A 25,319-nucleotide genomic window follows, 5' to 3' on the forward strand; every position below is an offset into this window, starting at 1 on the left:
TGATTTACATTCAGAGATTATCGGCTATAAATAACCGTCGGGCCAGATGTGATTAAACTCAGTCCGCGATATCATCCTTAACGTCCGCAGCTCCTATCCGCGTATTAACGCTAATCGTTAATACGCGGGAGATCCCGGTCTACTTCTGAATAATATCGACCGTGTGGCTTTGCCCGTCCGACAGCAGCGGGATGTTGTCATCCGGCAGCACCACGCCATCCAGCGTAAGACGATACGCTTCATTTCCACGGGTGACGGTAATGTGGTACTGAGTGTCGCCATGCTGATAGGTCAGGCTAATCGCCGGCCACTTGTCGGGAAGCCGGGCGTGGATTCGCAGTGTCGTGCCGTGGCGTGTTATCCCCAGCAGCTCTTCCGTCAGTAAACGATAGGCCCAGCCTGCAGAGCCGGTGTACCAGCTCCAGCCGCCACGGCCGCCATGCGGGGCTACGCTGTAGACATCGGCGCTCATCACGTAAGGCTCTACTTTGTAGCGCGCGACGGCCTCGGCGTCCAGGCTATGGTTCAGCGGATTGATCGTTGACCACAGCTGCCAGGCTCGTTCGGTATCTCCCATACGCGCAAAAGCCATAATGGCCCAGATCGCGCCATGGGTATACTGCCCGCCGTTTTCCCGCACGCCGGGCAGGTAGCCCTGGATGTAGCCCGGGTTCGGGCCGCGCCCGTCGAAGGGCGGCGTGAGCAGTTTTATCAGCCCCGTTTCGCTATCCACCAGTTGCTTATCCAGCGCCTGCATCGCCTGAGCGCGACGTGTCGGAGAGGCGGCAGCGGAGAGTACCGACCAACTCTGGGCAATGGCGTCGATCTGGCACTCCTGCGCGCTGGCGGAGCCCAGCGGGTCGCCGTTATCAAAATATCCCCGGCGATACCATTGCCCATCCCAGGCCGACGCTTCGAGGCTTTGCTGTAAACGCGTCGCCTCGGTGCGGCAAAGTGTCGCTATATCGCGATCCTGGTGGTGTTCAGCGAGGTCGGCAACGCGCTGTAAAATGTCATACAGGAAAAATCCCAGCCAGACGCTTTCGCCTTTGCCCTCAAGCCCCACCAGATTCATGCCGTCATTCCAGTCGCCCGCCCCCATCAGCGGCAGCCCATGCTGGCCAAACCGCAGGCCATGGCGAATGGCTTTTACGCAATGTTGCCATAAGCTTTCCTGGGTGGCGCTGACGGCCGGGGTTTCATAGAGCGACTCTTCACCCGGCGGCAGCGGCTGCCCTTCGAGGTAGGCAACGCGATGTTCGAGAATGCTGATATCGCCTGTGGTTTCGACATAATGGCACACCGCCAGCGGTAACCAGAGATAGTCGTCCGAGCAGCGCGTGCGCACGCCGTTGCCGGCAGGTGGATGCCACCAGTGCTGGACGTCGCCTTCAATAAACTGGCGCGAGGCGCAGAGCAAAATCTGCTCACGCAGCCGTTCCGGCGCGTTGTGGCTCAGCGCCATCGTATCCTGGAGCTGATCGCGGAAACCAAACGCGCCGCCGGACTGATAATAACCGCTGCGCGCCATGATGCGGCAGGAGAGGGTCTGGTACATCAGCCAGCCGTTTACCAGCAGATTCACGGTGATATCCGGGGTATTGACCACCACGTTATCCAGCTTATCGTGCCAGTAGCGGTGAACGTTGCTCAGCTCCTCGCGGACCGCCTCCTCATTTAAATAGCGGGCGATCGTCGTATTGGCCTGCTGTTGATCCTCCGCCACGCCAAGGACAAAAATAAAGGTGCGCTGATCGCCATCGATCAGGGTGGTGGCCGACTGTACCGCCCCGCAGGGATCGACGCCGGCGCCGGTTTTATCCGAGAGCCGGTGCTGCTCTAAAGCCAGCGGTTGAGCGGGAGAGCCATTACGACCAAGAAACTCCCGGCGATCGCCGGTCACAGAACAGTGTACGCCGCTGACGGCAAAGAACGCGGTACGTTCGCAACCGCTGCTGTTATAAAAGTTGTTGGCCAGAATCCCGCATCCTCCCGTTACGCCTGCGGGGTGGGTAATGATATGCAGGGCGGAACGCGTGCGCGACTCGCCAAGCGTCCACTCGACATAGCCGGTCACCGAGAGTTTTCGCGTGCGGCCAGAATTATTGCTGAGCGTCAGGAGGGCCAGTTTGACCGGCGCGTGTTCGGCCACCAGAACGGTCAGTTCGCTGTCAATCCCGTCTTGACGGTGCGAAAAGACGCTGTAACCGAAACCGTGGCGGGTCAGATAATCCCCCTGGCCGCGAACCGGCAGCGTGGTGGGCGACCAGACGACGCCGCTTTCTTCATCGCGCAGGTAGAAGGACTCCCCGCTGCGGTCGCTGACCGGATCGTTTTCCCACGGTGTCAGGCGATATTCGTGGGCGTTTTCATACCAGCTATAGGACTGGCCGGCTTCTGAAATGACGCTGCCGAAATCCTTGTTCGCGAGGATGTTCGCCCACGGCGCCGGAGTGGGCTGGTTTTCTCTGAGCACAATCTGATATTCGCGCCCGTCCTGAGAAAAGCCGCCCAGCCCGTTAAAACAGGAGAGCTGCCCGGTATCGGGAGTCCAGGGAATATGCTGGTTTTTCTCGCTCTTAAGCTGGGGGACCAGCTGCTGTTGCGAGGTGGCGGCCAGCTGAATGCGATGATTAAGCTGCTCTTGTAGCCCGCCCGCCCGATCGTCCAGATAAATTTGCGCCACGCTCATCAGCAATATCCGGTCTTCCGCCGAGAGGTGCTCGCCATTACGCACAAAAATACCGCCCGGTTTGTCCATCAGGCTGGCTTCGGAACCGGCGTGAATCAGATCCATAATCTGATTCTGCAGCACCTGTCGATAGCCGTTCTGGCTGTCGTTGAGAATCACTAAATCAACGGCCAGGCCTTTCAGCCGCCAGTAATGATGCGCCAGAATCAGCGTGGTCACCGAGTCGAGACTGTCGTCGCTGGTCACATTCAACAGCACGATGGGCAGGTCGCCAGAAATAGCCCATCCCCATAAGCCGGACTGACCCCGGCGGTTGCGGCTGATGATCTGCTCATCGGCGCGCAGCTCTGGCCCCGGGTAGAGTATGGCGCCGGCCAGACGGTTAAACAGAGTGGCATTGTCTTCATTGACATTGATTTGTCGTAACAGGATATGGCTGTGCGACCACACCAGTTCAAAGACGCGATCGGCAATCGAGCGGTCGCGATATTTTTCCGCCAGCGCCAGGCTGGCGGAGCGGGACTCGCTGACGCCATAAACAATATCAATCACCACCGGGATGCCGGGCGGTAAAACGAGAGACTGGCGGATCGCCATGATTGGATCGAGCACCGCCCCGACGGTATTGCTCAGCGGCCCGCTCTGGCGGGCGCTCTGCGGGTTGCCAGGCGTTCGGCCACGCCCGATGAAACTGGCGCGATCGGTCTCAAATGAGGCGGGTTTATGCGCGATGCCATGGACCACCATCATATGGAAGAGCCAGGGCGAACGCTCTTCCGGCGCGCGAGGGCGACGATGGCAAAGGATCGCCTCATGAGCGGGCGACAGCTCGCTCTGAATAAATAAATTACTGAATGCCGGATGCGCCAGATCGCCGGCGGCAGGCGCCAGAACCACTTCGGCGTAAGTCGTCAGCTCAATGGCGCGCGGCTGGCGGCCGCGGTGCAGCAGAGTGACCCGACGCAGCTCAATATTGTCTTCCGGTGAGACCACGATTTCGGTTTTGACGTTGATCGAGCCATCGGTACGTTTAAATTCGGCGCCGGCTTCGGTAAAAATGACCTCGTATTTGCTGGCATCCGTGCCGGTCGGTTGCCAGGTATTGCTCCAGGTTTCCCCCGTTTGCGGATCGCTGATATAGCAGAACGCGCCCCAGTTATCGCGGGTGGCATCGCTGCGCCAGCGCGTCAGCGCCAGGTCATTCCAGCGGCTGTAGCCGCCGCCGGTATGGGTCAACATCAGGTGATAATGGCTGTTGGATAACAGCTGAACCTCCGGCACCACGCTGTCGGCGCTGGTAAATATCCGCGGTTCATAGTGCACGGGTTTCAGCCCCCCTTCATGGGACTCAAAATGGCGTCGAGGACTGTAGAGCTCCACCGCGTCCGGGACGCGTTCTTGTAACAGCAGGCTGGCCGAACGGAACGCGGTGCTCGACATAAATCGCTCGACCATCGGCGCGTTCAGCAGCACGTGCGACAGCGCCTGAAACGTCATGCCCTGATGATGCGCCATCCACGAATGAACCACCGCGCAGCGTTGCCCGCTGGCAAGGCGCGAAGGGGTATAGTCCAGCGCTTCATAAAAGCCGTATTCCCCCCTGGCGCCGATGCTTTCAAGCCGGAAGAGGTTGTCACAGGCTTTCTGCGGCTCGACCATCAGCGCAAGGAAGGTCGCATAGGGGGCGATGACCACATCGTCGGCAAGCCCGCGGCGTAGACCGAGCCCCGGAACACCGAAGGCCTGATACTGGTAGTTTTTTAGCACATCAAACGCATAGTAACCGGACTCCGAAACGCCCCACGGGATGCCGAGCTCTTTCCCCCAGGCGATCTGGCGTTTCACCGCTGACTGGCTCATCTCGTCGAGCAGACTGCCGGGATAGGTCGGCATCACCAGATTTGGCATCAGATATTCAAACATCGACCCGCTCCACGACATCAGCGCGGTTTCGTTATCGATGGTGGTAAACAGACGCCCGAGTGAGAACCAGCTTTTCTGCGGCAGCTGGTTAGTGGCAATGGTCAGAAAACTGGTCAGACGGATTTCGGAAGGCAGCAGGTCGTAGTGGCTCTTATCCAGCTGATCTCTGTCGCAGTTATAGCCGACGCTGAGCAGGTTGGTCACTTCGCTGTACAGGAAGGTAAAATCCATCCGCGCATGTTCGCTGAGGCGCTGCTCCAGCTCGCCGATGATATCCAGCCGCAGGCGCGCCTGTCCGATGGCGGATGCGGATGGCGTGCCTTCCCCCGTGTGTTTGGCCTGCGCCAGCCAGCTGAGCGAAGGCAGCGGCTGAGAGCCGTAATCCGCCGGCAGCCAGCCCAGCAGATGCGACCATTCGTGGCACATCAGGACCAGCTGATGCTGTAAATGCGTTATCCAGCGCAGCACCCGCGCGTCCTCATGACGACACAGGCTGTGCAGGTGGTTGCACTGATTGCGCATATTTTTCAGTTCATGCCATAGCCGGGCGGGAGGCAGGGCGGCGGCGCTGGCGCAATGTTTACGCAACAACCGCAGCGCGGTTGGCGCCCGCGGCCCCCAGCGTTTTTCCAGAATTCCCAGCGTATCGTCCAGCCCGGACAGCACCTGCGTGCCGTTGAGGACCGGCTGATTACGCATCGCCGATAATCCCGCCTTCAGCGTCAATAAATGCCCGGCCATGTTGCCGCTGTCGACGCTGGAAACGTAACGTGGAGAGAGGGGGGCGAGGGTACGGGTATCGTACCAGTTATACAAATGCCCCCGGTAGTGCTCCATCTTATCCAGCGTATCGAGCGTGAGGGTGATCCGCTGTAAGACTTCGCCGGACGGGATATAGCCAAAATCCCACGCCGTCAGGTTGCCCAGCAAGGAGAGGCCAATATTGGTCGGCGAGGTGCGATGCGCAATCACCGGCTGCGGTATTTCCTGGTAGTTGTCCGGCGGCAGCCAGTTCTCTTTTGCCGTGGCAAAGGTTTCGAAAAAGGCCCAGATCTCACGGCCGCTCTGACGCAGCAGCCGGGTTTGCTCTTTATCCGCGGAGAAAGTTCTGCGCACTGGCTGGCGGCTTAAGCCGCTGAGCAGCAGCGGGGCCAGGCACCAGAGCAGGCTGATGGGGATCGCTATCGTCGACAGCCAGGGGGAAAAGTGGAAGGCCAGCGCCGTCAGGGCGCCCGCGCAGGCGATGTTGCACCACATTGCCCGGTAAAAGCGCAGCGGCGAGCATTTTGACCGCTCGTTCTGCAGGCTGAAGCTGGACCACTGGCTAAGGTTGCGTTGGCTAACTCCCAGACGCCATAGGGTCACCGCCATGGCATACAGCGAATATCCCGCCTCGTGGGGCAGGGTGATGAAGTTCAAGCCGATCCGCGAAAGGCGTTTCAGCGCGCCGGCGGCGACCAGCGAGAGGTGTTTGCCGATGGCGCGTCGCGCCGGTTTATACAGCAGATCGTGGGCCACCGCCAGCAGGGTCGGGAGTAGCCACACCAGCGCCAGCATACTGAGCCAGTAAAGCGGGTTCGCGGTCCACAGTAGCGCGCAGAAGAGCAGGGTCAGCAGCGATGGCGCGACCAGGCTACGTCGCAGATTATCGAACAGTTTCCAGCGGGAAAGCGCGGAGAGCGGGTTTTTAACCCGGCGGTTGTCTGCTTTTCGAACGCGCGGCCTCAGCCAGTTGAGAAGCTGCCAGTCACCGCGGATCCAGCGAATGCGCCGCGCGACGTCAGACAGATAGTTATTAGGATATTGTTCATAAAATAACACTTCGCTTAGCAGCCCCGAGCGGGCGTAGCACCCTTCCAGCAAATCGTGGCTGAGCACCAGGTTCTCCGGGCAGGTATCTTTCATCACCAGGGTAAAAGTATCGATATCGTAAATACCTTTGCCGACAAACGAGCCTTCGCCAAAGAGATCCTGATAGATATCGGAAGACATCATCGCGTAGGGGTTATTTCCCGCAGCCGCGCTGCAAATGGCGGCGTAGCGTCCCTGCCCGCCGGGCGGCATCTCCTCGGCAAGGCCGGGCTGAAGGATCCCGTAGCCTTTGACTACCCGCTGACGTTCGGGGTCATACAGCGGACGATTGAGCGGATGCGCCATCGTGGCAATCATCTTATGCGCCGTATCGCGCGGCAGGACCGTATCGCTGTCGAGGGTAATCACATACCGGATGGAATCTGGTCGTTCATGAGGCTCCGCCTGCGTCATGGTGGAGAACTGCAGCTCTGGCTGACGCAGCCAGCTGTTCAGCAGCGCCAGTTTACCGCGTTTACGTTCATGGCCCATCCATACCTGCTGCTGAGGATTCCATTCAGGCGTTCGATGCAGCAGATAGAAAAGGGGACGTCTGGCCGGATAGCGTCGGTTCAGGTTTTGCGTCTGTGAGACGGCCCAGGCGAGCAGGGCCTCGTTTTCCGGCGAGCTTTGGTGAGCGGCGTCAGGAAAATCGCTCAGCAGGGCAAAACAGAGGTTATCGCTCTGATTACCCAGCCAGCAAATCTCCAGGCTGGTGAGCAGCTTGTCGAGGCTTTCCCGGCCGGTGAGCAGACAGGGAATAACCACCATGGTGGCATATTCGGCCGGGATGCCCGCGGAAAAATCCATGCGCGGCAGCGGCACCGGCGTGCGAAAACGGGTTGTCGCATCGCTGAGCAAATCGCTGGCGAGCTGACTGAACACGATGATCCACAGGATGGCGACCGGTAGCAAAAACCAGCTCATCCCCTGCTGGTGAGCGTCATGCACCATCAAGGCGGCCAGCGCGGTAGTCACCAGGCTCAGGCTTCCCAGCCACAGCAGCAGCGGGATACCGTTTAAATTATTTTGCAGCCGGGTAAGCCACGACATCTTCGTTGATAGCAGCAAATCGAGGCGTGGGCGACCATCGCCGACCAGAAAATAGCCAATGTGGTTGCCCGGGGCGGCGGCGGGTTCAGTCCGCGCCAGCGCCAGCACGCGGTCGGCGACTTCCGCTTCGTTGAACAGGCTGTGTCGGGCCAGGGTCTCAATAATGTGCCGGTACTGGTCCCGGGTATCGAAGTGCATCAGCGGATAGACGCCTGCGGGATCCTCACGCAATGTTTGCTCCACCACGCTCATGGCTTCAGCGAAATCGGCCCAGTTTGTTTCACTGAGCAGCCTGAGACCGGCAATGCTGTTGCTCACCGAGAGCTGGCTGGCGGCGAGCTGCTGGTTGAAGCGATGGATAAGCGCGTCGGTGGTAATGCCGTGTTCGGCAAGGCGTTGCTCCACCCAGGTCAGCGGCAGCGTCAGCATGTTGCCGCGCCCCTGCAGACGGCGGACCAGTTCGGCGACAAATGCGCTGCTCAGCGGGGGGCTGGCGCGCGCCATATCGGCGATCACCATAATTAAATCGGCGGGGGTATTTTCCGCACAGTCAAAAATGCGCGTCACCCAGAGGTCTGCCAGATTACGTTCTTCCTGCGCTTTCGCCACCTCCATACTCACCCGGCGGAGATTTTCAATCAGCGCCAGACGCAGCATGCCGGGCAGCGCCCACAGTTCGCCTAGCGTCAGCGATGTGACCTGCTGATAGGCGGTGATATAGCTGGTCATACTGGCGATGTCCCAGCGGCCGTCGCCATGGGCGATCGCCTCAGAGGCGATATCATAAATCCGCGGGCAATGATGCGGGGAGGCCAGAGGGGGAAGCCCTTTGCCAAAGTTTTTCGGCAGATGCTGACGAACGACGCGAATTTGTTCCTCAATCAGATAATAGTTATCCAGCAGCCACTCGCCGGCAGGCATGATGCTGGTTTTATTACCGCTATTGAGCATGTAGCAATTCCGGGTAATCACCGCTTCATTTTCATCAAGCCGTTTAAGCAGATAGTAGGGCAATCTGACCGGCGATAGCTTATGCGAGCGCGCCAGCTTTTGCCCATACCTCTCCATTTGCAGCGTTGAAAAGAGTTCGGTCTTGATTGTGTGGGCATTTATGGAGGGGGGGGCGACAGGATTCAGCTCAACACGATGTGCGGGATTAAACCATTTTTTAATCTGAATATTCATAGGGTTGCTCAGCCGGTGATGTTAACACGCTGAAGCAGTTGCGAAATCAGTTTATAAACATGATATCAAGAGGAAGGGATAAAATATCTAAGATTTAACAGCTGCACGAATATTAAGTATAGATGAAATTTATATATCCGTTGCGTCCGGGTTATTTGAAACAGCAATCCATAGTATCGACAAGGAAAATAGAGCCAGCGCCGCGATGGAGCCGATAATACCGAGGTAAATTAATAAGGTAATAAACATGGTGAGGACCTTTAGCGTTGCGAATGGTGGATGTTATATTTTCTTGAAATCAATCGACAAGCTCTCTTCCAGAGCATCGATTGCCAACTGTAACGGCACGTGTTTATCTGCCCAGGTTTTTTTCGCCTGTGGGCTTTTCAGGCAGCTTAATAGCGAACCGGCGCTGATCGGCACTCCGGCTCTGATGGTCTCCAGTACCGCATCTCCGATAATAGCCCTGACCGTCGGTAGCTGTGAGGGAAAGCAAAAAAAAGTGTTCGCCGCTTTCATGTTGACAACCTCAATGAAAATATCCAGAGTACAATCTCCAGTGTTCATTGACATAAAATGACATTTCCCTGGAACGAGACTCTATTGTTCGTTGCTGACCAGTTACGACAATGCGCCTTTTTATCCACTAAAGATACTCTTTAATTTTTATTCGATGAAATAACTAAAAAGGCTATTGATTTGAAGATGATAACCTCCGTGCGTGAAGGATAAACCGGCACAACGGCCGGAGTGGTTATAATTTTCCGTTTACTCTTTGATTATCCGCCAGAACATCGATCGCCGTTTGCAGAGCAATCTTATCATCGCGGCGCTTTTGGGTCCGTTGCAGTACCTGAAGATACTCACGTAACGTTCTGGCATTGATAGGGCGACCGAGCTTTCCGACTTCAAGCACGGCATTACCCAGAATTATCTTAACGGGCGGGAGCTGCGCAGGGTACCAATCAAGGGTGTCTTCCGATTTCATAGCAAAAATCTCCGGGAAAGGTAGTGTAGCATAATACAGGCCACGCGTGGGCCCCGCGGCAATGATTAAGTTATTAAATAACAGGAAAATGTGTCAGTATCAGTCAGTATATGCATAGATTTTTTTGCCAGCACCAGGGTTAAAAAAACGTGAAAAAATAAGCCTTGCCAATATATCGTTAATGTGCGTTAATGACTTTAACGGTTTGAGTCTTAAAAGTTATCTGCAACAGTTTCTGAATTTTCTCATCGCTTTTATCTTCTGATATCTCCTTTTGGGTATTTTCTCTGTGATAAATTTTCTACAGACCTGATATGCCCAAGGGCTAATAAAAAAACTAACAACATTGTAAAGGAAATCACTACCGGGAAATAATGATTAAGCAGGTGAAAAACCTCAGGTTAATCATGAAAAGAACGAACGCAGAGCGCATTTGCATCTTTGTCTTCTGTGCTACCCGGTGATTTCGACACTATCCTTGACCTTGAAAACCACAGAAAGCGTTTTCACCAGAGTATAACCTCTTGTCCCTGCGGTAGTGAATGTTGTCGCACATAAAGGCTAGCATTATGACGGAATACATTCATTTCAGGTGCCCATGTTGTCATGGGTCACAATACAGAACATCCAACTACGATGTGTCTGAAAAAAATCCATTTGGCGCAAAATGTATCTTTTGTAAAACATCCATGATTACATTTGACAATATTGCTCCTTACATCACCAGCGGCGCAGCGTCGATGGAATGTCGGAAATAACCTAAAAATGCCCCGGAGCGGGGCTTTTTTGTTTTCATTATCCAATGTGTGGCATCGCCATCATTGCTCTTGCACCCAGGCGGTCAACTCATGAAGAAAGTTATTGTTTTTTTCAATGCAGCACCAGCAGTCGTCGTGACGATAATGCTGGGCGTAACAACAATATTACGTGAGTATCCTAATGGCGAACAAACGCATCTGCAGATCATGTCCGCTGAGTTTCCTTCCTTAACCGGCGATCACCGCGTGGTACACGTCGCTTCCGATCGCGATTTAACGTCAGCCGATATTCAAAACGCGGCGGTAAAACTGTTGTAGTTGCCGGGCCAGGAAAGGCCGCCAGCCAGCCGGGAACGCTTTTAAATCCTTATCCTTGCGGAGGATAGGGAGGCTGTGCATGTTTTAACGGATGAACCCCTGCCCGGTGCCTATAATTGAGATGAGTGTGTCCCGATTTGAGGTAAAACCATATGATTACGCACCCGGAAGTTCGACGCTGGGCATCGGTCATGCTGATGTCCGCTTTGCGTGGCGAGATGTCCCAGGAGGAGATCCTGAAGCAGGTTCATATGATTTGTGAGAACCATGGTTCGGCGTGTCTCGAGGATCTTATCGATGAAATTCTCATTGAAGCGGGCCGCATTGGGGCAGGGCATAGCGACGGCTCGTTTTATCAACATTAACGGAGAGGCTTGATGCTCTTTGCTTTTGGATAATCAGCGCTCGCCGGCTCGCTATTTGCCACTACGGCCAACTTTGTCTGGCGCCATCGCTTAGCCAGCGCTGCGGGTATTAAAACACAATCGTGAACGAACCCCTTTCATCGGAGATGGTCAGCTCTTTTCTGGCGGCTACCCACACCATCTCCTGATTTTTAGAACTAAAATAAGAGGCGTCTCTTATTTTCTCTTCACCAAAATCGAAGGTAATTTCGACAGGATGGACAGTAATGTCAATCATATAGCGACGGCCATCGACATAACCTTGTACGCTGGCGGTAATCTGTTTTCCAATCCCGATATCGGTACGACAATTTTGCGCATGGGTTGTTGATTTTTCGGTCATTTCTTTTCTCTTTTTCGTCCGTAGTCATTCGGATATGAAAGAACATTACCATATCTCATTCATCGTATTATGGCTAAATTACGACTCGTACCATTTATCTTATTTTTATCTTTTCCGTAATATTTAATATGGAAATTATATCATTATTAGTGAATGCATCCAGAAATGGCGCTTATAAACGCCTGATGCCATAGGCTTGTACCACCGCTATTTCTGTCGCTCTGCTGATGGTTATCTGATAAGCGGGCCAGGGGCCGCGGTCACTAATGACATGAGATACCTCCTGATAGCCATAAGGAAGATGTTTGACTCCACGACGACTTTCCAGAGAGCGCGATGCCAGAGGCAGAGGGCAAAAGAGATAAGGCAACTGCTTACTTAATTATAGATGAAGATCGTGCGATCGACGGCTATATCCGCTTTGTCGGCGAACGATGACCTGAGCGACGAGCGTTTATCCGTTTTCACCTATAATGAAGGGGAAACGCGATACATTGACAGGAGGGGAATGATGACAGTTTATTTACGTAGCACCATTACCGGAAAAATCCTTACCCAGGAAGAGTGGCAGCACTCCGTAAATGAATGGGAAGATGAAGGCGGAACGCCTTCACCCGCGGATGAGTTTATCGAAGTGGTGAAGGACCGTGACGGAAACTGGGTGGAGAAAAATAACCCTAAACCGGGTTAATCTTCCTGAAAACGCCTTTCAGACTCAATTTCGCTAATGTATTCAAAGGGAAGTAAATTGATGTTGGCATTATTCATCAACCAGCCCGGCTTTTCTCTTCTGAGCACTGTGCCGGGAATAAAACAGCCGTTCGCGACGCTGCGAATCAGGGCAAATTTACCGTTGGTGAATTTAACCCGATGAATACAGACAGGATGTGACTTCTCACCGCGAAACTGCGTTTCGATCACATACCCATCAAGAATATCTTCACTGTGTTTTTTCATGATTCGCTACTCGTCTGCAAAATAAATAATCTGGATTGATTATTTATATTTCTGACCAGCCCGCTATCCGCCGATACAAGAACAATCTGAGGGGAGAAATATCAGGCTACAATAGGCGCATTGCAATGGGTTATCTCTGCGCATATCTCTGGCTTTCTGCTCGGTGACGTGTGAACATTCCGGGCATTTAACCTCAACGGGGCGTTCTTTGAAGTGCCTAAGTCCACTGGAATATGACATGAGTCGTCTCTTCTGCAGGTGGAGGTACCACCTTACCCCATCCGCGGAACAATAGCGCTATGTTTGTGTGTTTTTTAATCAGTTGATGGTATGATAGACCACATTCATTAAGCAGGTAAAGCTTATGTCATTCTTCGACAACGCAGTGAAGCGTTTTACTTCCACCTCTGAGGCTACGGTAACCTGTCCGGAATGCGGGCATAAATCGCGGCAGCCGGTGAGAAAAATTAAAAGCGGAGCGGCGTTGCTGTGTCCGCGCTGTAAGGCATTGTTTGTCATCTCTAAATAAAGCCGACTCCCATCATCTTTCACGCTGCCCGCAGGCATCCTGAAAGATGTTGTGCTGCCGTCTTTTCGCCGCGGCGCCAGCCGGCGGCACTGGCACTACGGGCAGGGCTGCTGCTGCGTTCAGGCATGCGAGAGCGTAGGGAACATCATCTTCCGGCCTTTAAAGATATTTTCTTTAGCCGAATAGATGAACAGAAAATCATCGCTTTCTATCTTTTCATACTCACCAGGGCGATCTTCCTTCGGCGTAAAGCCTAACATCACCTGTTGCGTATGCTCTGCCGCGAGCTCATTAACGATTTTCGTCATTGAATTCTCGCCATCACAGAAAATATCAAAGCAAATCAACGTATGATCGTTTTGCAGCGCAATCACCACGGCATTATTTTTTTCCGAATAATAGACGAAGTGCTTCATAAAGGCCGAGCAGTAAAACATCAATAAACCGAAGTTATTGTATGCCGAGAGCTGAGCAAACGGGTTAGATTTATGATAATAGTGTTTGAGCACCTCGACATCGCTCTCTTTGTCCATATTGAGCTTGCGGAAATCCCCGGGCGTCGGCATGACTGGTAGGGTATACTGGTACTCATCGGTTTGCTCAAAACCAAACTTGGGATAGAAATCGATGGTGGTGGAGTTAGCGAAGAGAAAAATGCCGTCGGCCCGATCTTGCCAGTCCACGAGGATCTGATTAATCAACTTGCTAGCCAGCCCCTTATCGCGATGATCGGTTTCGGTCATCACGGTGCCAATCTGGATATAGCGCTTACGTTGGCCCTGCCACAGCAGATCGATGATATTCGCGGAAGCATTGGCAATCACGTTATTATGATCGACAAAAGCATAAGGAATGTATGATTCAGTCCAGTAACCTTTTTTGTACCAATCCTTAAAAGAGAGGTCAAAGGTCTTAATGGCCAAATTAATGAAGCTGTTTCTTAACACATCATCATGTAAAACCTGCTTAACTAATTTGTATTTCATCGGTCTGTATTCCTTTTTATAAACTTTGCTACCCGACATCACTTCTGCCAAATTAATATTGCAAAAATATTGGCTCATTTATGCGTTGAGTATGGACTTTTCCCGATATTTGTACAGTCTGTTGCCCGCAGTCGTGTCTCAGGACGTTGGCTCGGTCACAGTACGGCACAGTAAAGAGGGCAGGCGGCTCGGAAGCCAGAGGACTGGAAGGACGACAATGGTCAGGAATAAGCCTCCTGTCGCGCAAATTTCCCGCAGCAGGTTTCACCGGTAAAACTTATTTAAGCGGTGAATGAATGTCTATTAACTCTTACGTATGCCTGGCAATAAATGAAATGCCCTGTTGCTCATCGTTAATTCACATCTTAAACCATAAACCACGTTTAAGATGTGAAATGCATTGCCGAAGCGTTTGATGCCGGAGGCTGCTGTGCCCAACCGGCGTTTACCGCTGTGCGACCTTATGGCGCCTGCAGCCGAATATCAGCGCGCCTGTTTCACCGCTATGGCAGGGTAGTCGAGATAGCCCTCTTTACCGCCGCCGAAGAACGTCTCTTTAACCGGCTGATTAAGCGGGAGCTGATGTTGCAGGCGATAGGGCAGATCGGGGTTGGCGATAAACGGGCGGCCAAAGCCAATCAGGTCGGCCCAGCCGTTCGCCAGCGCCTCCTGCGCCCGCTCAACGGTATATTTCCCGGAGTATATCAGCGTGCCGCGGAAGATCATGCGCAGCGCTTCTTTAAACGCCGCAGGCATCACCGGCGCGTCATCCCAGTCGGCTTCAGCGATATGAATATAGGCAATACCAATCTCATTCAGCACGTTGGCAGCCGCCAGATAGGTGGCTTCCGGAGTATCATCCTTCGACCCCATCAGCGTGGTCAACGGCGCGAGACGGATCCCAACTTTTTCTTTGCCAATGGCCGCCGCGACGGCTTCTACGACTTCGCGTAAAAAACGCAGGCGATGGGATAGCGAACCGCCATATTCATCGTCGCGCTGGTTTTCGCGGGAATCAATAAACTGGTTAATGAGATACCCATTGGCGCCGTGCAGTTCCACACCGTCAAACCCGGCTTCCATCGCATTGCGGGCCGCCTGAGCATACTGTGCAACGATGGCCGCAATCTCTTCTCTCGTCAGCGCTCTCGGCATGGAGTGCTGCACCATCTCGCCGACGCCGTTTTCCGGGCCACGGCCTTCGACATCGACAAACACCTTGACCCCTTGCGCCTGAATCGCCGATGAGGAAACCGGCGCGGCGTGGTCTGGCTGTAAAATGGTATGCGAGACGCGGCCCACATGCCACAGCTGGGCAAACATCGTCCCGCCGGCGCGATGCACCGCATCGGTCACTTTTCGCCAGCCCGCGATCTGCTGTACGCTGTAAATGCCAGGCGTCCAGGCATAGCCCTGGCCCTGTTGGCTAATCTGCGTGCCTTCGCTGATAATCAATCCTGCGCTGGCGCGTTGTGCGTAATACTCCGCCATTTGCCCGGTGGCCACATTGCCTGCTCCGGCGCGGGAGCGGGTCATCGGGGGCATCACAATCCGGTTTTTCAGCATCACTGCCGGCAGAGAATAATGGTCAAATAACATCATGCGTCTCCATTTATAGCCTATCTGATCAGGCGTTGAACGAGGTAATGGACGCAGAATAGACCCTGGCTATCCCATAAGAAATGACACAGATGTTAATAGACTATTGCTCATTTTGTTTAGAAATAAAAACTGGTTAAGACGTTTAAATGCAGAGCGATATAACGTGATAAAGGTAATGACCCCTATCATAAATAGGTAGGGGAAATGTGTTATCATCCCGCCCTTCCCTTTTCGTTTTGGGCTCTTTTTTATGCAACAACCTGTTGTTCGCGTGGGAGAATGGCTGGTTACACCCTCTATCAACCAAATCAGTCGGAAGGGGCGTCAGCTAACTCTTGAACCGCGTTTAATCGATCTTCTGGTTTTCTTCGCTCGCCACCCTGATGAAGTGCTCAGCAGAGACGAGCTTATCGATAATGTCTGGACGCGTAACGTGGTGACCAGCCACGTCGTGACGCAAAGCATTTCTGAGTTACGTAAGTCATTGAAAGATAGCGATGAAGGTAGCCTGGAATATATTGCGACGGTGCCAAAGCGTGGCTATAAGCTTACGGTCCCGGTGATCTGGTGTACGGAAGAGGGGGAAGAACCCGCGCCGGTTATTACGCCAGCGGCCCCTGTCGCGGAGCCCACGGCTCCGGCCTCAGCCGCTGAGGCCGCGCCGGTCCAGCCGGCGTCGGTGAAACCAGAAAAGCGCAAACGCATCGCCACGTTTTGGGTGTGGATCCTGTTCCTGCTGGCGCTCGCAAGCTGCGTGGCGCTGGTTGCGCTGTCGACGATCGAGTCGCGGCCACCGGTCAATAAGGCGCGTCTGCTGTTGAACCCGCGTGATATCGATATCCACCTGCTGAAAGGCAACTCCTGCACCAACTGGGCATCGCAGCACTCCTATGCGGTGGGGTTGGGCAGCCTGGTGACCACCTCGCTGAATACCTTCTCCACCTTTATGGTGCATGACAAAACCAACTACAACATTAATGAGCCCAGCAGTTCAGGCAAAACGCTGACGATTGAGTTCGTCAATCAGCGGCACTACCGCGCCCAGCAGTGTTTTATGTCGGTGCAGATGGTGGATAACGCCGACGGCTCAACGATGATGGACAAGCGCTATTTCATCACCAGCGATAACCAGCTGTCGATTCAAAACGATCTGCTGAGCAGCTTATCGCAGGCGCTCAAGCAGCCGTGGCCAGCGCGTATGCAGGAGATGCTGAGACAGTATCAACCCTCGCACAGTACCGCGCTTACCCACTTCTACCAGGCGCATCAGCTATTAATGAATGGTGATGTCGACTCCTTAGGCAAAGCCAGCGCGCTGCTTGATGATGTGATTAAAGACTCTCCGGACTTTACCTACGCGTATGCGGAAAAAACGCTGGTCGATGTATTACGCCATTCGCAGCAGCCGCTGGATAAAGAACAGCTCAGCGCGCTGTATGCCGAAATCACCCGGGTTGGCGATATGCCGGGGATCAAAGATATGGCGATATTTTACCAGATTAAAACGGTGGATTTATTAGGCCAGGGGAAAGTCGATGAAGCCTATACTGCGATTAATACCGGTATCGATCTGGAAATGTCGTGGATGAATTACGTCCTGTTGGGTAAAGTCTACGAAATGAAAGGGGAGAACCGCGAAGCCGCGGATGCCTATCTCACCGCATTTAATTTGCGTCCAGGAGAGAACACTTTTTACTGGATCGAAAATGCGGTATTTCAGACCTCGCTGACCCGCGTGGTCCCTTATCTCGATAACTTCCTCTCTTCAGAATAAGTAAACCCTCATCATGCTCATGGTTTTGAGTATGGTGAGGTTAAACTTATGTTTCTCATGAAGGCGCAGTTTGTTATATGTATTTGACATTTACTGGCCGCGATATAACACAATTTCAACACCGCACTCTCGCCATAACCTCATGTAAGTAAACGATGTTTATCTTTTTATGATATCAACATGTCATCCTGATATGTTAATTGAAAAAGGTCAAAATATCATTTGTCTGATGTTTGCTGTTATTTCACTTTATCTTTAGGATTTATTTTCGGTGAGTCATTAAGCTGGTTGGCAGTTGGTCGGGTCAATAAAAGGTTCGCTATCATGATCTGTACCTCCAAAATAAACTTAGGAGAAAAGCAAACATGAGTTCTGCCAAGAAGATAGGGCTATTTGCCTGTACCGGCGTGGTCGCTGGTAATATGATGGGGAGCGGTATTGCATTATTACCTGCGAACCTCGCCAGCATCGGTGGTATTGCTATCTGGGGATGGGTGATTTCTATTATTGGCGCCATGTCTCTGGCTTATGTTTATGCCCGACTGGCAACCAAGAATCCACAGCAGGGGGGGCCAATTGCCTATGCCGGGGAAATATCACCGGCGTTCGGTTTCCAGACCGGCGTGCTTTATTATCATGCCAACTGGATCGGTAACCTGGCTATCGGGATTACCGCCGTTTCTTATCTTTCTACCTTCTTCCCGATTCTGAATAACCCTATTCCGGCGGGTATCGCCTGTATTGCCATCGTCTGGATATTCACCTTCGTGAATATGCTCGGCGGGACCTGGGTAAGCCGTCTGACCACAATTGGCCTGGTACTGGTATTAATTCCGGTGGTGATGACCGCGGTCATCGGCTGGCACTGGTTTGACGCAGCGACCTATCAGGCAAACTGGAACACCTCCAGTACGCCTGACAGCCACGCGGTGATCAAAAGTATTCTGCTCTGCCTGTGGGCCTTCGTCGGCGTTGAATCCGCCGCCGTCAGCACCGGGATGGTGAAAAACCCGAAACGTACCGTTCCGCTGGCAACCATGCTGGGCACCGCGATGGCGGGCGTGGTGTATATCGCCGCGACGCAGGTTATCGCCGGGATGTACCCTGCGGCTCAGATGGCAGCCTCCGGCGCGCCGTTCGCCATCAGTGCCTCCACCATCCTTGGCGGCTGGGCCGCTCCGGTGGTTTCCGCCTTCACCGCCTTTGCCTGCCTGACTTCGCTGGGCTCGTGGATGATGCTGGTGGGCCAGGCCGGCGTCCGTGCGGCTAACGACGGCAACTTCCCGAAAGTGTATGGCGAAGTTGATAGCAACGGTATTCCGAAAAAAGGCCTGCTGCTGGCGGCGGTGAAAATGACTGCGCTGATGGTGCTGATTACTCTGATGAACTCCAGCGGGGGTAAAGCCTCCGACCTGTTCGGTGAACTGACCGGTATCGCCGTCCTGTTGACCATGCTGCCTTATTTCTACTCCTGCGTTGACCTGATTCGCTTCGAAGGCATCAACATTCGCAACCTGGTTAGCCTGATTTGTTCCGTGCTGGGCTGCGCGTTCTGCTTCATCGCCCTGATGGGGGCAAGCTCCTTCGAGCTGGCCGGCACCTTTATCGTCAGCCTGATTATCCTGATGTTCTACGGCCGCAAAATGCACCAGCGTCAGCACGAAAACGACACCACTGACAGCTCTGCCGCCAGCGCGCATTAATCCGTAACCCTTTTTCCTGGAGCTCCTTCCTGCACCTGTCACCACGTGACGGGAGGGGCTCTGCATATCTGGAGATTCGACTATGAACGTTATCGCAATCATGAATCACATGGGCGTCTACTTTAAAGAAGAGCCTATCCGTGAACTGCATCGCGCCCTTGAACGCCTGGACTTCCGTATTGTCTATCCGAACGACCGCGAAGATTTACTGAAACTTATCGAAAACAACGCTCGTCTGTGCGGGGTGATCTTCGACTGGGATAAATACAATCTCGAACTGTGCGAAGAAATCAGCAAACTGAACGAATATATGCCGCTGTACGCCTTCGCTAACACCTACTCCACGCTGGATGTGAGCCTCAACGATCTGCGGATGCAGGTCCGTTTCTTCGAATATGCGCTGGGGGCCGCCGATGATATCGCCGATAAAATCAAACAGAACACCGATGAGTACATCGACACCATTCTGCCGCCGCTGACCAAAGCGCTGTTCAAATACGTACGCGAAGGCAAATACACCTTCTGCACCCCGGGCCATATGGGCGGTACCGCCTTCCAGAAAAGCCCGGTCGGCAGCATCTTCTATGATTTCTTTGGTTCCAACACCATGAAATCAGATATCTCGATTTCGGTTTCTGAACTGGGTTCTCTGCTTGACCACAGCGGCCCGCACAAAGAAGCGGAAGAGTACATCGCCCGCGTCTTCAATGCTGAACGCAGCTACATGGTGACCAACGGTACCTCGACGGCCAACAAAATCGTCGGCATGTATTCCGCCCCGGCCGGCAGCACCGTGCTGATCGACCGTAACTGCCACAAATCGCTGACCCATCTGATGATGATGAGCGATATTACGCCGATTTACTTCCGCCCAACCCGTAACGCCTACGGGATCCTCGGCGGCATTCCGCAGAGTGAATTCCAGCGGGCGACCATCGCCAAACGGGTCAAAGAGACGCCGAATGCGACCTGGCCGGTACACGCGGTTATCACCAACTCCACCTATGATGGTCTGCTGTATAACACCGATTTCATCAAGAAAACGCTGGATGTGAAATCCATCCACTTTGACTCCGCCTGGGTGCCTTACACCAACTTCTCGCCAATCTATGCCGGTAAATGCGGGATGAGCGGCGGCCGTGTGGAAGGGAAGGTGATTTACGAAACCCAGTCCACGCACAAACTGCTGGCGGCATTCTCCCAGGCTTCGATGATCCACGTAAAAGGAGATGTCAACGAAGAGACCTTTAACGAAGCCTACATGATGCATACCACCACCTCTCCGCACTACGGCGTGGTGGCTTCCACCGAAACCGCCGCGGCGATGATGAAAGGCAACGCCGGTAAGCGTCTGATTGATGGCTCAATTGAACGGTCTATTAAGTTCCGTAAAGAGATCAAACGCCTGAAAGGTGAATCGGAAGGCTGGTTCTTCGATGTCTGGCAGCCGGAACATATCGATGGCCCGGAATGCTGGCCGCTGCGCTCCGACAGCGCATGGCACGGTTTCAAAAACATCGATAACGAACACATGTACCTCGATCCGATCAAAGTCACTCTGCTGACCCCGGGGATGAAGAAAGACGGTACCATGGATGAGTTCGGTATTCCGGCCAGCATCGTGGCGAAATACCTCGACGAACACGGCATCGTGGTCGAGAAAACCGGCCCGTACAACCTGCTGTTCCTGTTCAGCATCGGTATCGACAAAACCAAAGCGCTGAGCCTGCTGCGCGCGTTGACCGACTTTAAACGCGCTTTCGACCTGAACCTGCGCGTGAAAAACATGCTGCCGTCGCTGTACCGTGAAGATCCTGAATTCTATGAAAACATGCGCGTTCAGGAACTGGCGCAGAACATTCACAAACTGATTGAGCATCACAACCTGCCGGATCTGATGTTCCGCGCATTCGAAGTGCTGCCGACCATGATGGTGACGCCGTACGTTGCCTTCCAGAAAGAGCTGCACGGGCAAACCGAAGAGGTGTATCTCGAAGAGATGGTGGGCCGCGTCAACGCCAACATGATCCTGCCGTATCCTCCGGGAGTTCCGCTGGTGATGCCGGGTGAAATGATCACTGAAGAGAGCCGTCCGGTACTGGAGTTCCTGCAGATGCTGTGCGAAATCGGCGCCCATTACCCGGGCTTCGAAACCGATATCCACGGGGCATATCGTCAGGCCGATGGTCGTTACACCGTCAAGGTGCTGAAAGAAGAAAACAACAAGTAATTGAAGCTCCAGGGAAGTGGCTTGCCACTTCCCTTTTTCACGCTGCAAGGAGACCTCATGAAAACACCCTCACAGCCGCGCGCGATCTATTACATCGTCGCGATCCAAATCTGGGAATATTTCAGCTTTTACGGCATGCGTGCCTTACTCATTCTCTATCTCACCCATCAGCTCGGTTTTGATGACAGCCACGCCATCAGTCTGTTCAGCGCTTACGCTTCTCTGGTTTACGTTACCCCTATTCTCGGCGGCTGGCTTGCCGACCGCCTGCTTGGCAATCGCACGGCGGTGATTGCCGGCGCGCTGTTGATGACCCTCGGCCACGTAGTGCTGGGCGTTGAATCCGATGCCACCTGGAGTTTGTACCTCGCGCTGGCGATCATTATTTGCGGCTACGGTCTGTTCAAATCCAACATCAGCTGCCTGCTCGGCGAACTGTATGCCAGCGACGATCCCCGTCGCGACGGCGGCTTTTCGCTGCTTTACGCGGCGGGCAACGTCGGTTCGATCGCCGCGCCTATCGCCTGCGGCCTGGCGGCGCAGTGGTATGGCTGGCACATTGGCTTTGCGCTGGCGGGTATCGGCATGTTTATCGGGCTGCTGATCTTCCTCAGCGGTCATCGCCATTTCAGCCATACCCGCGGCGTCGACCAGCGGGCGCTGCGGACGGTGAAGTTTGTACTGCCCACCTGGGGCTGGCTGGTGGTGATGCTGGGCGTGGCGCCGGTGTTCTTCACGTTGTTGCTGGAAAATAACTGGTCTGGCTATCTGCTGGCTATCGTCTGCGTGTTTGCCGCGCAAATGGTCGCGCGAATGATGATCTCTTCCCCGCAGCACCGGCGCGCGCTGTGGCAAATCGTCCTGCTGATGCTGGCCGGTACGCTGTTCTGGGTGCTGGCGCAGCAGGGCGGGAGTTCGATCAGCCTGTTTATCGATCGCTTTGTGAACCGCCAGCTGTTCAATATCGCCGTGCCGACCGCGCTGTTTCAGTCGGTGAATGCCATTGCTGTGATGGCGGCAGGCGTGGTTCTCGCCTGGCTGCTGCGCCCGGAAGGCAACACCCGTTCCGTGGTTCACGTCTGGCTGAAATTTGCCTTTGGTCTGCTGCTGATGGGCTGCGGATTTATGCTGTTGGCCCTCAATGCCCGTCGCGGCGCCGTCGATGGTCAGGCCTCGCTGGGGCTGATGGTCGGTGGTCTGGCGCTGATGGGCTTTGCCGAGCTGTTTATCGACCCGGTGGCAATGGCGCAGATCACCCGTCTGAATATGCCGGCGGTGACCGGCGTGCTGACCGGGATCTACATGCTGGCGACCGGCGCGGTCGCCAACTGGCTGGCGGGGCTGGTGGCGCAGGAAACCATCGAATCTCAGATCGGCGAAACGGCAATCAGCGCCTATCAGCACTTCTTTTCACAAATGGGCGAGTGGACGCTGGGCTGCGTGGCGGTGATGGTCATTTTGACTTTCGGGGCGGCCTGTTGCGTGGGCAAACGCCGTACTGCCACCGGCGATCTTCCCGGAGGCGGCGCCTAGCGCCTTATCCGGGTCGGTTCGAACCCGTCGTCCCGGTCAGCGCTGCGCGACCGGGGAATTTCCCGGAGCTGGCGTAAGTCTGCTCCTTGCATCGTTTAGCTGTCGGGAGGAGGATATTCTGGCGATATGGCGAGCCAGCGAATGAAAAAACTTTAGTTTTCCTGGTGCTGAGTGAGATCAGCCTGAAGTGAGGCCAGGTTAGTTAAGATTCTATCGTGCGATTTTTGGCGGTGATGCCGGAGACCGACTGCGCACTGGTGTCGGGACCCGCACTCGCCAGGCCGCGTTGGATAGCTGGCCTGGTCAATTTATCGAAGCAAGTTTGTAAGCAGGGTTATGAGGAACCAACATGTCTGAACAACAAGCACAAAGTGCCGATGAGGCAATTGACCTTAATAATGAACTGAAAAGCCGTCGTGAAAAGCTGGCTGCGCTCCGCGAGCAGGGTATCCCGTTCCCGAATGATTTTCGCCGTGACCATACTTCTGACCAGTTGCACAGCGAATTCGATGACAAGGATAACGAAACGCTCACCTCCTTGAATGTTGACGTCTCTGTGGCTGGCCGCATGATGACCCGACGCATCATGGGGAAAGCCTCTTTCGTCACCTTGCAGGACGTCGGCGGCCGTATTCAGCTGTACGTTGCGCGCGACGATCTGCCGGAAGGCGTCTACAACGAGCAGTTCAAAAAATGGGACCTCGGCGACATCATTGCCGCGCGCGGTAAGCTGTTCAAAACCCAAACCGGCGAGCTGTCTATCCACTGCAGCGAACTGCGCCTGCTGACCAAAGCCCTGCGCCCGCTGCCGGACAAATTCCACGGCCTGCAGGATCAGGAAGTTCGCTATCGCCAGCGCTATCTGGATCTGATCGCCAACGACGAATCGCGCCACACCTTTAAAGTTCGCTCGCAGATCCTTGCCACGATGCGTCAGTTCATGGTGGCCCGCGGCTTTATGGAAGTGGAAACCCCGATGATGCAGGTGATCCCCGGCGGCGCGTCTGCCCGTCCGTTCATCACCCATCACAACGCGCTGGATCTGGACATGTACCTGCGTATCGCGCCGGAACTGTACCTGAAACGCCTGGTGGTGGGCGGCTTCGAACGCGTGTTCGAGATCAACCGCAACTTCCGTAACGAAGGGATCTCCGTCCGTCATAACCCCGAGTTCACCATGATGGAGCTCTACATGGCGTATGCGGACTATAAGGATCTGATCGCGCTGACTGAAGCGCTATTCCGCACCCTGGCGCAAACCGTGCTGGGTACAACACAGGTGCCGTATGGCGACCAGATTTTTGACTTCGGTAAGCCGTTTGAAAAACTGACTATGCGCGAAGCTATCAAGAAATACCGTCCGCAAACCGAGATGGCGGATCTGGATAACTTCGATGCGGCGCAAGCCATCGCTGAGTCCATCGGCATTAACGTTGAGAAGAGCTGGGGTCTGGGCCGCATCGTCACTGAAATCTTTGACGAAGTGGCGGAAGCGCATCTGATTCAGCCGACCTTTATCACCGAGTATCCGGCCGAGGTTTCACCGCTGGCGCGCCGCAATGACGTGAATCCGGAGATTACCGACCGCTTTGAGTTCTTCATTGGCGGTCGTGAAATCGGCAACGGCTTCAGCGAACTGAACGACGCCGAAGATCAGGCCCAGCGCTTCCAGGAGCAGGTCAACGCGAAAGCGGCCGGTGACGATGAAGCGATGTTCTACGACGAAGACTACGTGACGGCGCTGGAATATGGCCTGCCGCCGACGGCGGGCCTGGGTATCGGTATCGACCGTATGGTGATGCTGTTCACCAACAGCCACACCATCCGCGACGTTATTCTGTTCCCGGCAATGCGTCCGCAGAAATAGGTCTCTGTGAAAACAAAGCCCCCTTGCTCGTCAGAGCCAGGGGGCTTTTTTATCCTTACGCGCCGTATGGACGATCTCCGGATGGCGCCGGGTCGGTAGCCCCCGGGAAGCGCAGCGCGACCGGGGGAGTGTGAATCACCGCGTCTTATCGAGCGCTTCCTGGGCGCAGCTCTCATCGAGCTGGCCGCCGGGGGCGCCGCCGATACCGATAGCGCCAATCACCTTGCTGTCGACCTTAACCGGCAGGCCGCCGGCCAGCAGCAGGAAACCTGGGATATCCGACATATGCTGCGCTCCGGGATTTTTCTGCGCGCTCTCCATCACTTTGCCGCTGGCGGTTTTCGTGGATAACGCGGTCCAGGCTTTCCGGAAGCTGGCTTGCACGGTATGCGGACCAGCATTATCCATGCGCTGGGAGGCGAGGGTCACGCCGGAACGGTCAACCACGGTGACGCTCACGGGGTAGCCTCTGGCCTGGCAGGCGGCAATGGCCGCGTCGGCGAGCCTGTTGGCCTGCTCAAGAGAGAGCGTCGGCACCGTCAGTCCGGCGGCAGCGGCGCTGCCTGCCATGCAGAGGGTCAGGGCAGCCAGCAAGCGGTATTTCTTCATGTTAATCATCCTTT

Annotated in this window: 18 protein-coding genes; 10 read left to right on the forward strand and 8 right to left on the reverse strand. The window is 54.5% G+C overall.

The genetic code is table 11. From position 1 onward, the window contains the following. Positions 1 to 139: 139 nt before the first annotated feature. The 3 genes from EDF73_RS09595 to EDF73_RS09605 all read right to left on the reverse strand — a co-directional run bounded on the left by EDF73_RS09595 (position 140) and on the right by EDF73_RS09605 (position 9,692). Positions 140 to 8,704 carry a glucoamylase family protein gene (locus tag EDF73_RS09595; protein ID WP_132728610.1) on the reverse strand — a complete coding sequence of 2,855 codons (8,565 nt, stop codon included), beginning with the start codon at positions 8,702 to 8,704 and terminating at the stop codon, positions 140 to 142. 282 nt (positions 8,705 to 8,986) lie between these two features. Beyond that, the gene (locus EDF73_RS09600; protein ID WP_132728612.1) at positions 8,987 to 9,223 is read right to left on the reverse strand and encodes an acetyltransferase; all 237 of its coding nucleotides are present in this window, start codon (positions 9,221 to 9,223) and stop codon (positions 8,987 to 8,989) included. Positions 9,224 to 9,458: 235 nt separating this feature from the next. After that, entirely contained in the window at positions 9,459 to 9,692 is a 234-nt protein-coding gene (locus EDF73_RS09605; protein ID WP_132728614.1) for a hypothetical protein, read from the reverse strand. Positions 9,693 to 10,261: 569 nt separating this feature from the next. Between EDF73_RS09605 and EDF73_RS27570 the strand changes: the two genes are divergently transcribed. The 3 genes from EDF73_RS27570 (at position 10,262) to EDF73_RS09620 (ending at position 11,133) form a co-directional block, all read left to right on the forward strand. Continuing rightward, on the forward strand, positions 10,262 to 10,450 hold the full coding sequence (locus EDF73_RS27570; protein WP_132728616.1) for a cold-shock protein: 189 nt from the start codon (positions 10,262 to 10,264) through the stop codon (positions 10,448 to 10,450). 90 nt (positions 10,451 to 10,540) lie between these two features. Continuing rightward, the gene (locus tag EDF73_RS09615) at positions 10,541 to 10,768 is read left to right on the forward strand and encodes a hypothetical protein (protein WP_132728618.1); all 228 of its coding nucleotides are present in this window, start codon (positions 10,541 to 10,543) and stop codon (positions 10,766 to 10,768) included. 152 nt (positions 10,769 to 10,920) lie between these two features. Continuing rightward, positions 10,921 to 11,133: a hypothetical protein gene (locus tag EDF73_RS09620; RefSeq protein ID WP_132728620.1), complete on the forward strand. Its 213-nt coding sequence runs from the start codon at positions 10,921 to 10,923 to the stop codon at positions 11,131 to 11,133. Positions 11,134 to 11,242: 109 nt separating this feature from the next. Here the strand turns inward: EDF73_RS09620 and EDF73_RS09625 are convergent, their stop codons facing one another. Next, positions 11,243 to 11,515, reverse strand: a complete 273-nt coding sequence (locus EDF73_RS09625) for a hypothetical protein (RefSeq protein WP_132728622.1) — start codon at positions 11,513 to 11,515, stop codon at positions 11,243 to 11,245. A gap of 508 nt (positions 11,516 to 12,023) precedes the next feature. On the opposite strand from EDF73_RS09625, the gene EDF73_RS09630 reads away from it, so the two are divergent. Then, positions 12,024 to 12,206: a hypothetical protein gene (locus EDF73_RS09630; RefSeq protein WP_132728624.1), complete on the forward strand. Its 183-nt coding sequence runs from the start codon at positions 12,024 to 12,026 to the stop codon at positions 12,204 to 12,206. Here the strand turns inward: EDF73_RS09630 and EDF73_RS09635 are convergent. Next, complete coding sequence (locus EDF73_RS09635; RefSeq protein ID WP_132728626.1) at positions 12,203 to 12,472, reverse strand: hypothetical protein; 270 nt, start codon at positions 12,470 to 12,472, stop codon at positions 12,203 to 12,205. The genes EDF73_RS09630 and EDF73_RS09635 overlap by 4 nt on opposite strands. A 364-nt stretch (positions 12,473 to 12,836) precedes the next feature. Between EDF73_RS09635 and EDF73_RS27650 the strand changes: the two genes are divergently transcribed. Next, positions 12,837 to 13,001, forward strand: a complete 165-nt coding sequence (locus EDF73_RS27650; RefSeq protein ID WP_243655211.1) for a YnfU family zinc-binding protein — start codon at positions 12,837 to 12,839, stop codon at positions 12,999 to 13,001. A gap of 119 nt (positions 13,002 to 13,120) precedes the next feature. Here the strand turns inward: EDF73_RS27650 and EDF73_RS09640 are convergent, their stop codons facing one another. Next, entirely contained in the window at positions 13,121 to 13,987 is an 867-nt protein-coding gene (locus EDF73_RS09640; RefSeq protein WP_132728628.1) for a GNAT family N-acetyltransferase, read from the reverse strand. Between the two features lie 483 nt (positions 13,988 to 14,470). Further along, positions 14,471 to 15,586 carry an alkene reductase gene (locus EDF73_RS09645; protein WP_132729017.1) on the reverse strand — a complete coding sequence of 372 codons (1,116 nt, stop codon included), beginning with the start codon at positions 15,584 to 15,586 and terminating at the stop codon, positions 14,471 to 14,473. Positions 15,587 to 15,839: 253 nt separating this feature from the next. On the opposite strand from EDF73_RS09645, the gene cadC reads away from it, so the two are divergent. The 5 genes from cadC (at position 15,840) to lysS (ending at position 24,696) form a co-directional block, all read left to right on the forward strand. Beyond that, positions 15,840 to 17,363, forward strand: coding sequence for a lysine decarboxylation/transport transcriptional activator CadC (cadC, locus tag EDF73_RS09650; protein WP_132728630.1), 1,524 nt, complete (start codon positions 15,840 to 15,842; stop codon positions 17,361 to 17,363). Between the two features lie 365 nt (positions 17,364 to 17,728). Next, entirely contained in the window at positions 17,729 to 19,066 is a 1,338-nt protein-coding gene (cadB, locus tag EDF73_RS09655; protein WP_132728632.1) for a cadaverine/lysine antiporter, read from the forward strand. Between the two features lie 82 nt (positions 19,067 to 19,148). Next, positions 19,149 to 21,296, forward strand: a complete 2,148-nt coding sequence (gene cadA / locus EDF73_RS09660) for a lysine decarboxylase CadA (RefSeq protein ID WP_132728634.1) — start codon at positions 19,149 to 19,151, stop codon at positions 21,294 to 21,296. A 57-nt stretch (positions 21,297 to 21,353) separates the two neighbouring features. Continuing rightward, complete coding sequence (gene dtpD, locus EDF73_RS09665; protein ID WP_132728636.1) at positions 21,354 to 22,829, forward strand: dipeptide permease DtpD; 1,476 nt, start codon at positions 21,354 to 21,356, stop codon at positions 22,827 to 22,829. Positions 22,830 to 23,178: 349 nt separating this feature from the next. After that, a complete protein-coding gene (gene lysS / locus EDF73_RS09670) occupies positions 23,179 to 24,696 on the forward strand; it encodes a lysine--tRNA ligase (protein WP_132728638.1) in 1,518 nt (505 codons plus the stop codon). Positions 24,697 to 24,831: 135 nt separating this feature from the next. On the opposite strand, the gene EDF73_RS09675 is transcribed toward lysS, so the two are convergent. Beyond that, a complete protein-coding gene (locus EDF73_RS09675) occupies positions 24,832 to 25,305 on the reverse strand; it encodes a heme-binding protein (protein ID WP_132728640.1) in 474 nt (157 codons plus the stop codon). Positions 25,306 to 25,319: the final 14 nt, after the last annotated feature.

Origin of the sequence: Klebsiella sp. BIGb0138 (assembly GCF_004342285.1) — a bacterium.
Classification (GTDB): domain Bacteria; phylum Pseudomonadota; class Gammaproteobacteria; order Enterobacterales; family Enterobacteriaceae; genus Klebsiella.

Excerpts from the sequence above, each read along its gene's own strand:
- EDF73_RS09595 (WP_132728610.1), bottom strand. The coding sequence starts at position 8,704 with ATGAATATTCAGATTAAAAAATGGTTTAATCCCGCACATCGTGTTGAG.
- EDF73_RS09600 (WP_132728612.1), bottom strand. The coding sequence starts at position 9,223 with ATGAAAGCGGCGAACACTTTTTTTTGCTTTCCCTCACAGCTACCGACG.
- EDF73_RS09605 (WP_132728614.1), bottom strand. The coding sequence starts at position 9,692 with ATGAAATCGGAAGACACCCTTGATTGGTACCCTGCGCAGCTCCCGCCC.
- EDF73_RS27570 (WP_132728616.1), top strand. The coding sequence starts at position 10,262 with ATGACGGAATACATTCATTTCAGGTGCCCATGTTGTCATGGGTCACAA.
- EDF73_RS09615 (WP_132728618.1), top strand. The coding sequence starts at position 10,541 with ATGAAGAAAGTTATTGTTTTTTTCAATGCAGCACCAGCAGTCGTCGTG.
- EDF73_RS09620 (WP_132728620.1), top strand. The coding sequence starts at position 10,921 with ATGATTACGCACCCGGAAGTTCGACGCTGGGCATCGGTCATGCTGATG.
- EDF73_RS09625 (WP_132728622.1), bottom strand. The coding sequence starts at position 11,515 with ATGACCGAAAAATCAACAACCCATGCGCAAAATTGTCGTACCGATATC.
- EDF73_RS09630 (WP_132728624.1), top strand. The coding sequence starts at position 12,024 with ATGATGACAGTTTATTTACGTAGCACCATTACCGGAAAAATCCTTACC.
- EDF73_RS09635 (WP_132728626.1), bottom strand. The coding sequence starts at position 12,472 with ATGAAAAAACACAGTGAAGATATTCTTGATGGGTATGTGATCGAAACG.
- EDF73_RS27650 (WP_243655211.1), top strand. The coding sequence starts at position 12,837 with ATGTCATTCTTCGACAACGCAGTGAAGCGTTTTACTTCCACCTCTGAG.
- EDF73_RS09640 (WP_132728628.1), bottom strand. The coding sequence starts at position 13,987 with ATGAAATACAAATTAGTTAAGCAGGTTTTACATGATGATGTGTTAAGA.
- EDF73_RS09645 (WP_132729017.1), bottom strand. The coding sequence starts at position 15,586 with ATGTTATTTGACCATTATTCTCTGCCGGCAGTGATGCTGAAAAACCGG.
- cadC (WP_132728630.1), top strand. The coding sequence starts at position 15,840 with ATGCAACAACCTGTTGTTCGCGTGGGAGAATGGCTGGTTACACCCTCT.
- cadB (WP_132728632.1), top strand. The coding sequence starts at position 17,729 with ATGAGTTCTGCCAAGAAGATAGGGCTATTTGCCTGTACCGGCGTGGTC.
- cadA (WP_132728634.1), top strand. The coding sequence starts at position 19,149 with ATGAACGTTATCGCAATCATGAATCACATGGGCGTCTACTTTAAAGAA.
- dtpD (WP_132728636.1), top strand. The coding sequence starts at position 21,354 with ATGAAAACACCCTCACAGCCGCGCGCGATCTATTACATCGTCGCGATC.
- lysS (WP_132728638.1), top strand. The coding sequence starts at position 23,179 with ATGTCTGAACAACAAGCACAAAGTGCCGATGAGGCAATTGACCTTAAT.
- EDF73_RS09675 (WP_132728640.1), bottom strand. The coding sequence starts at position 25,305 with ATGAAGAAATACCGCTTGCTGGCTGCCCTGACCCTCTGCATGGCAGGC.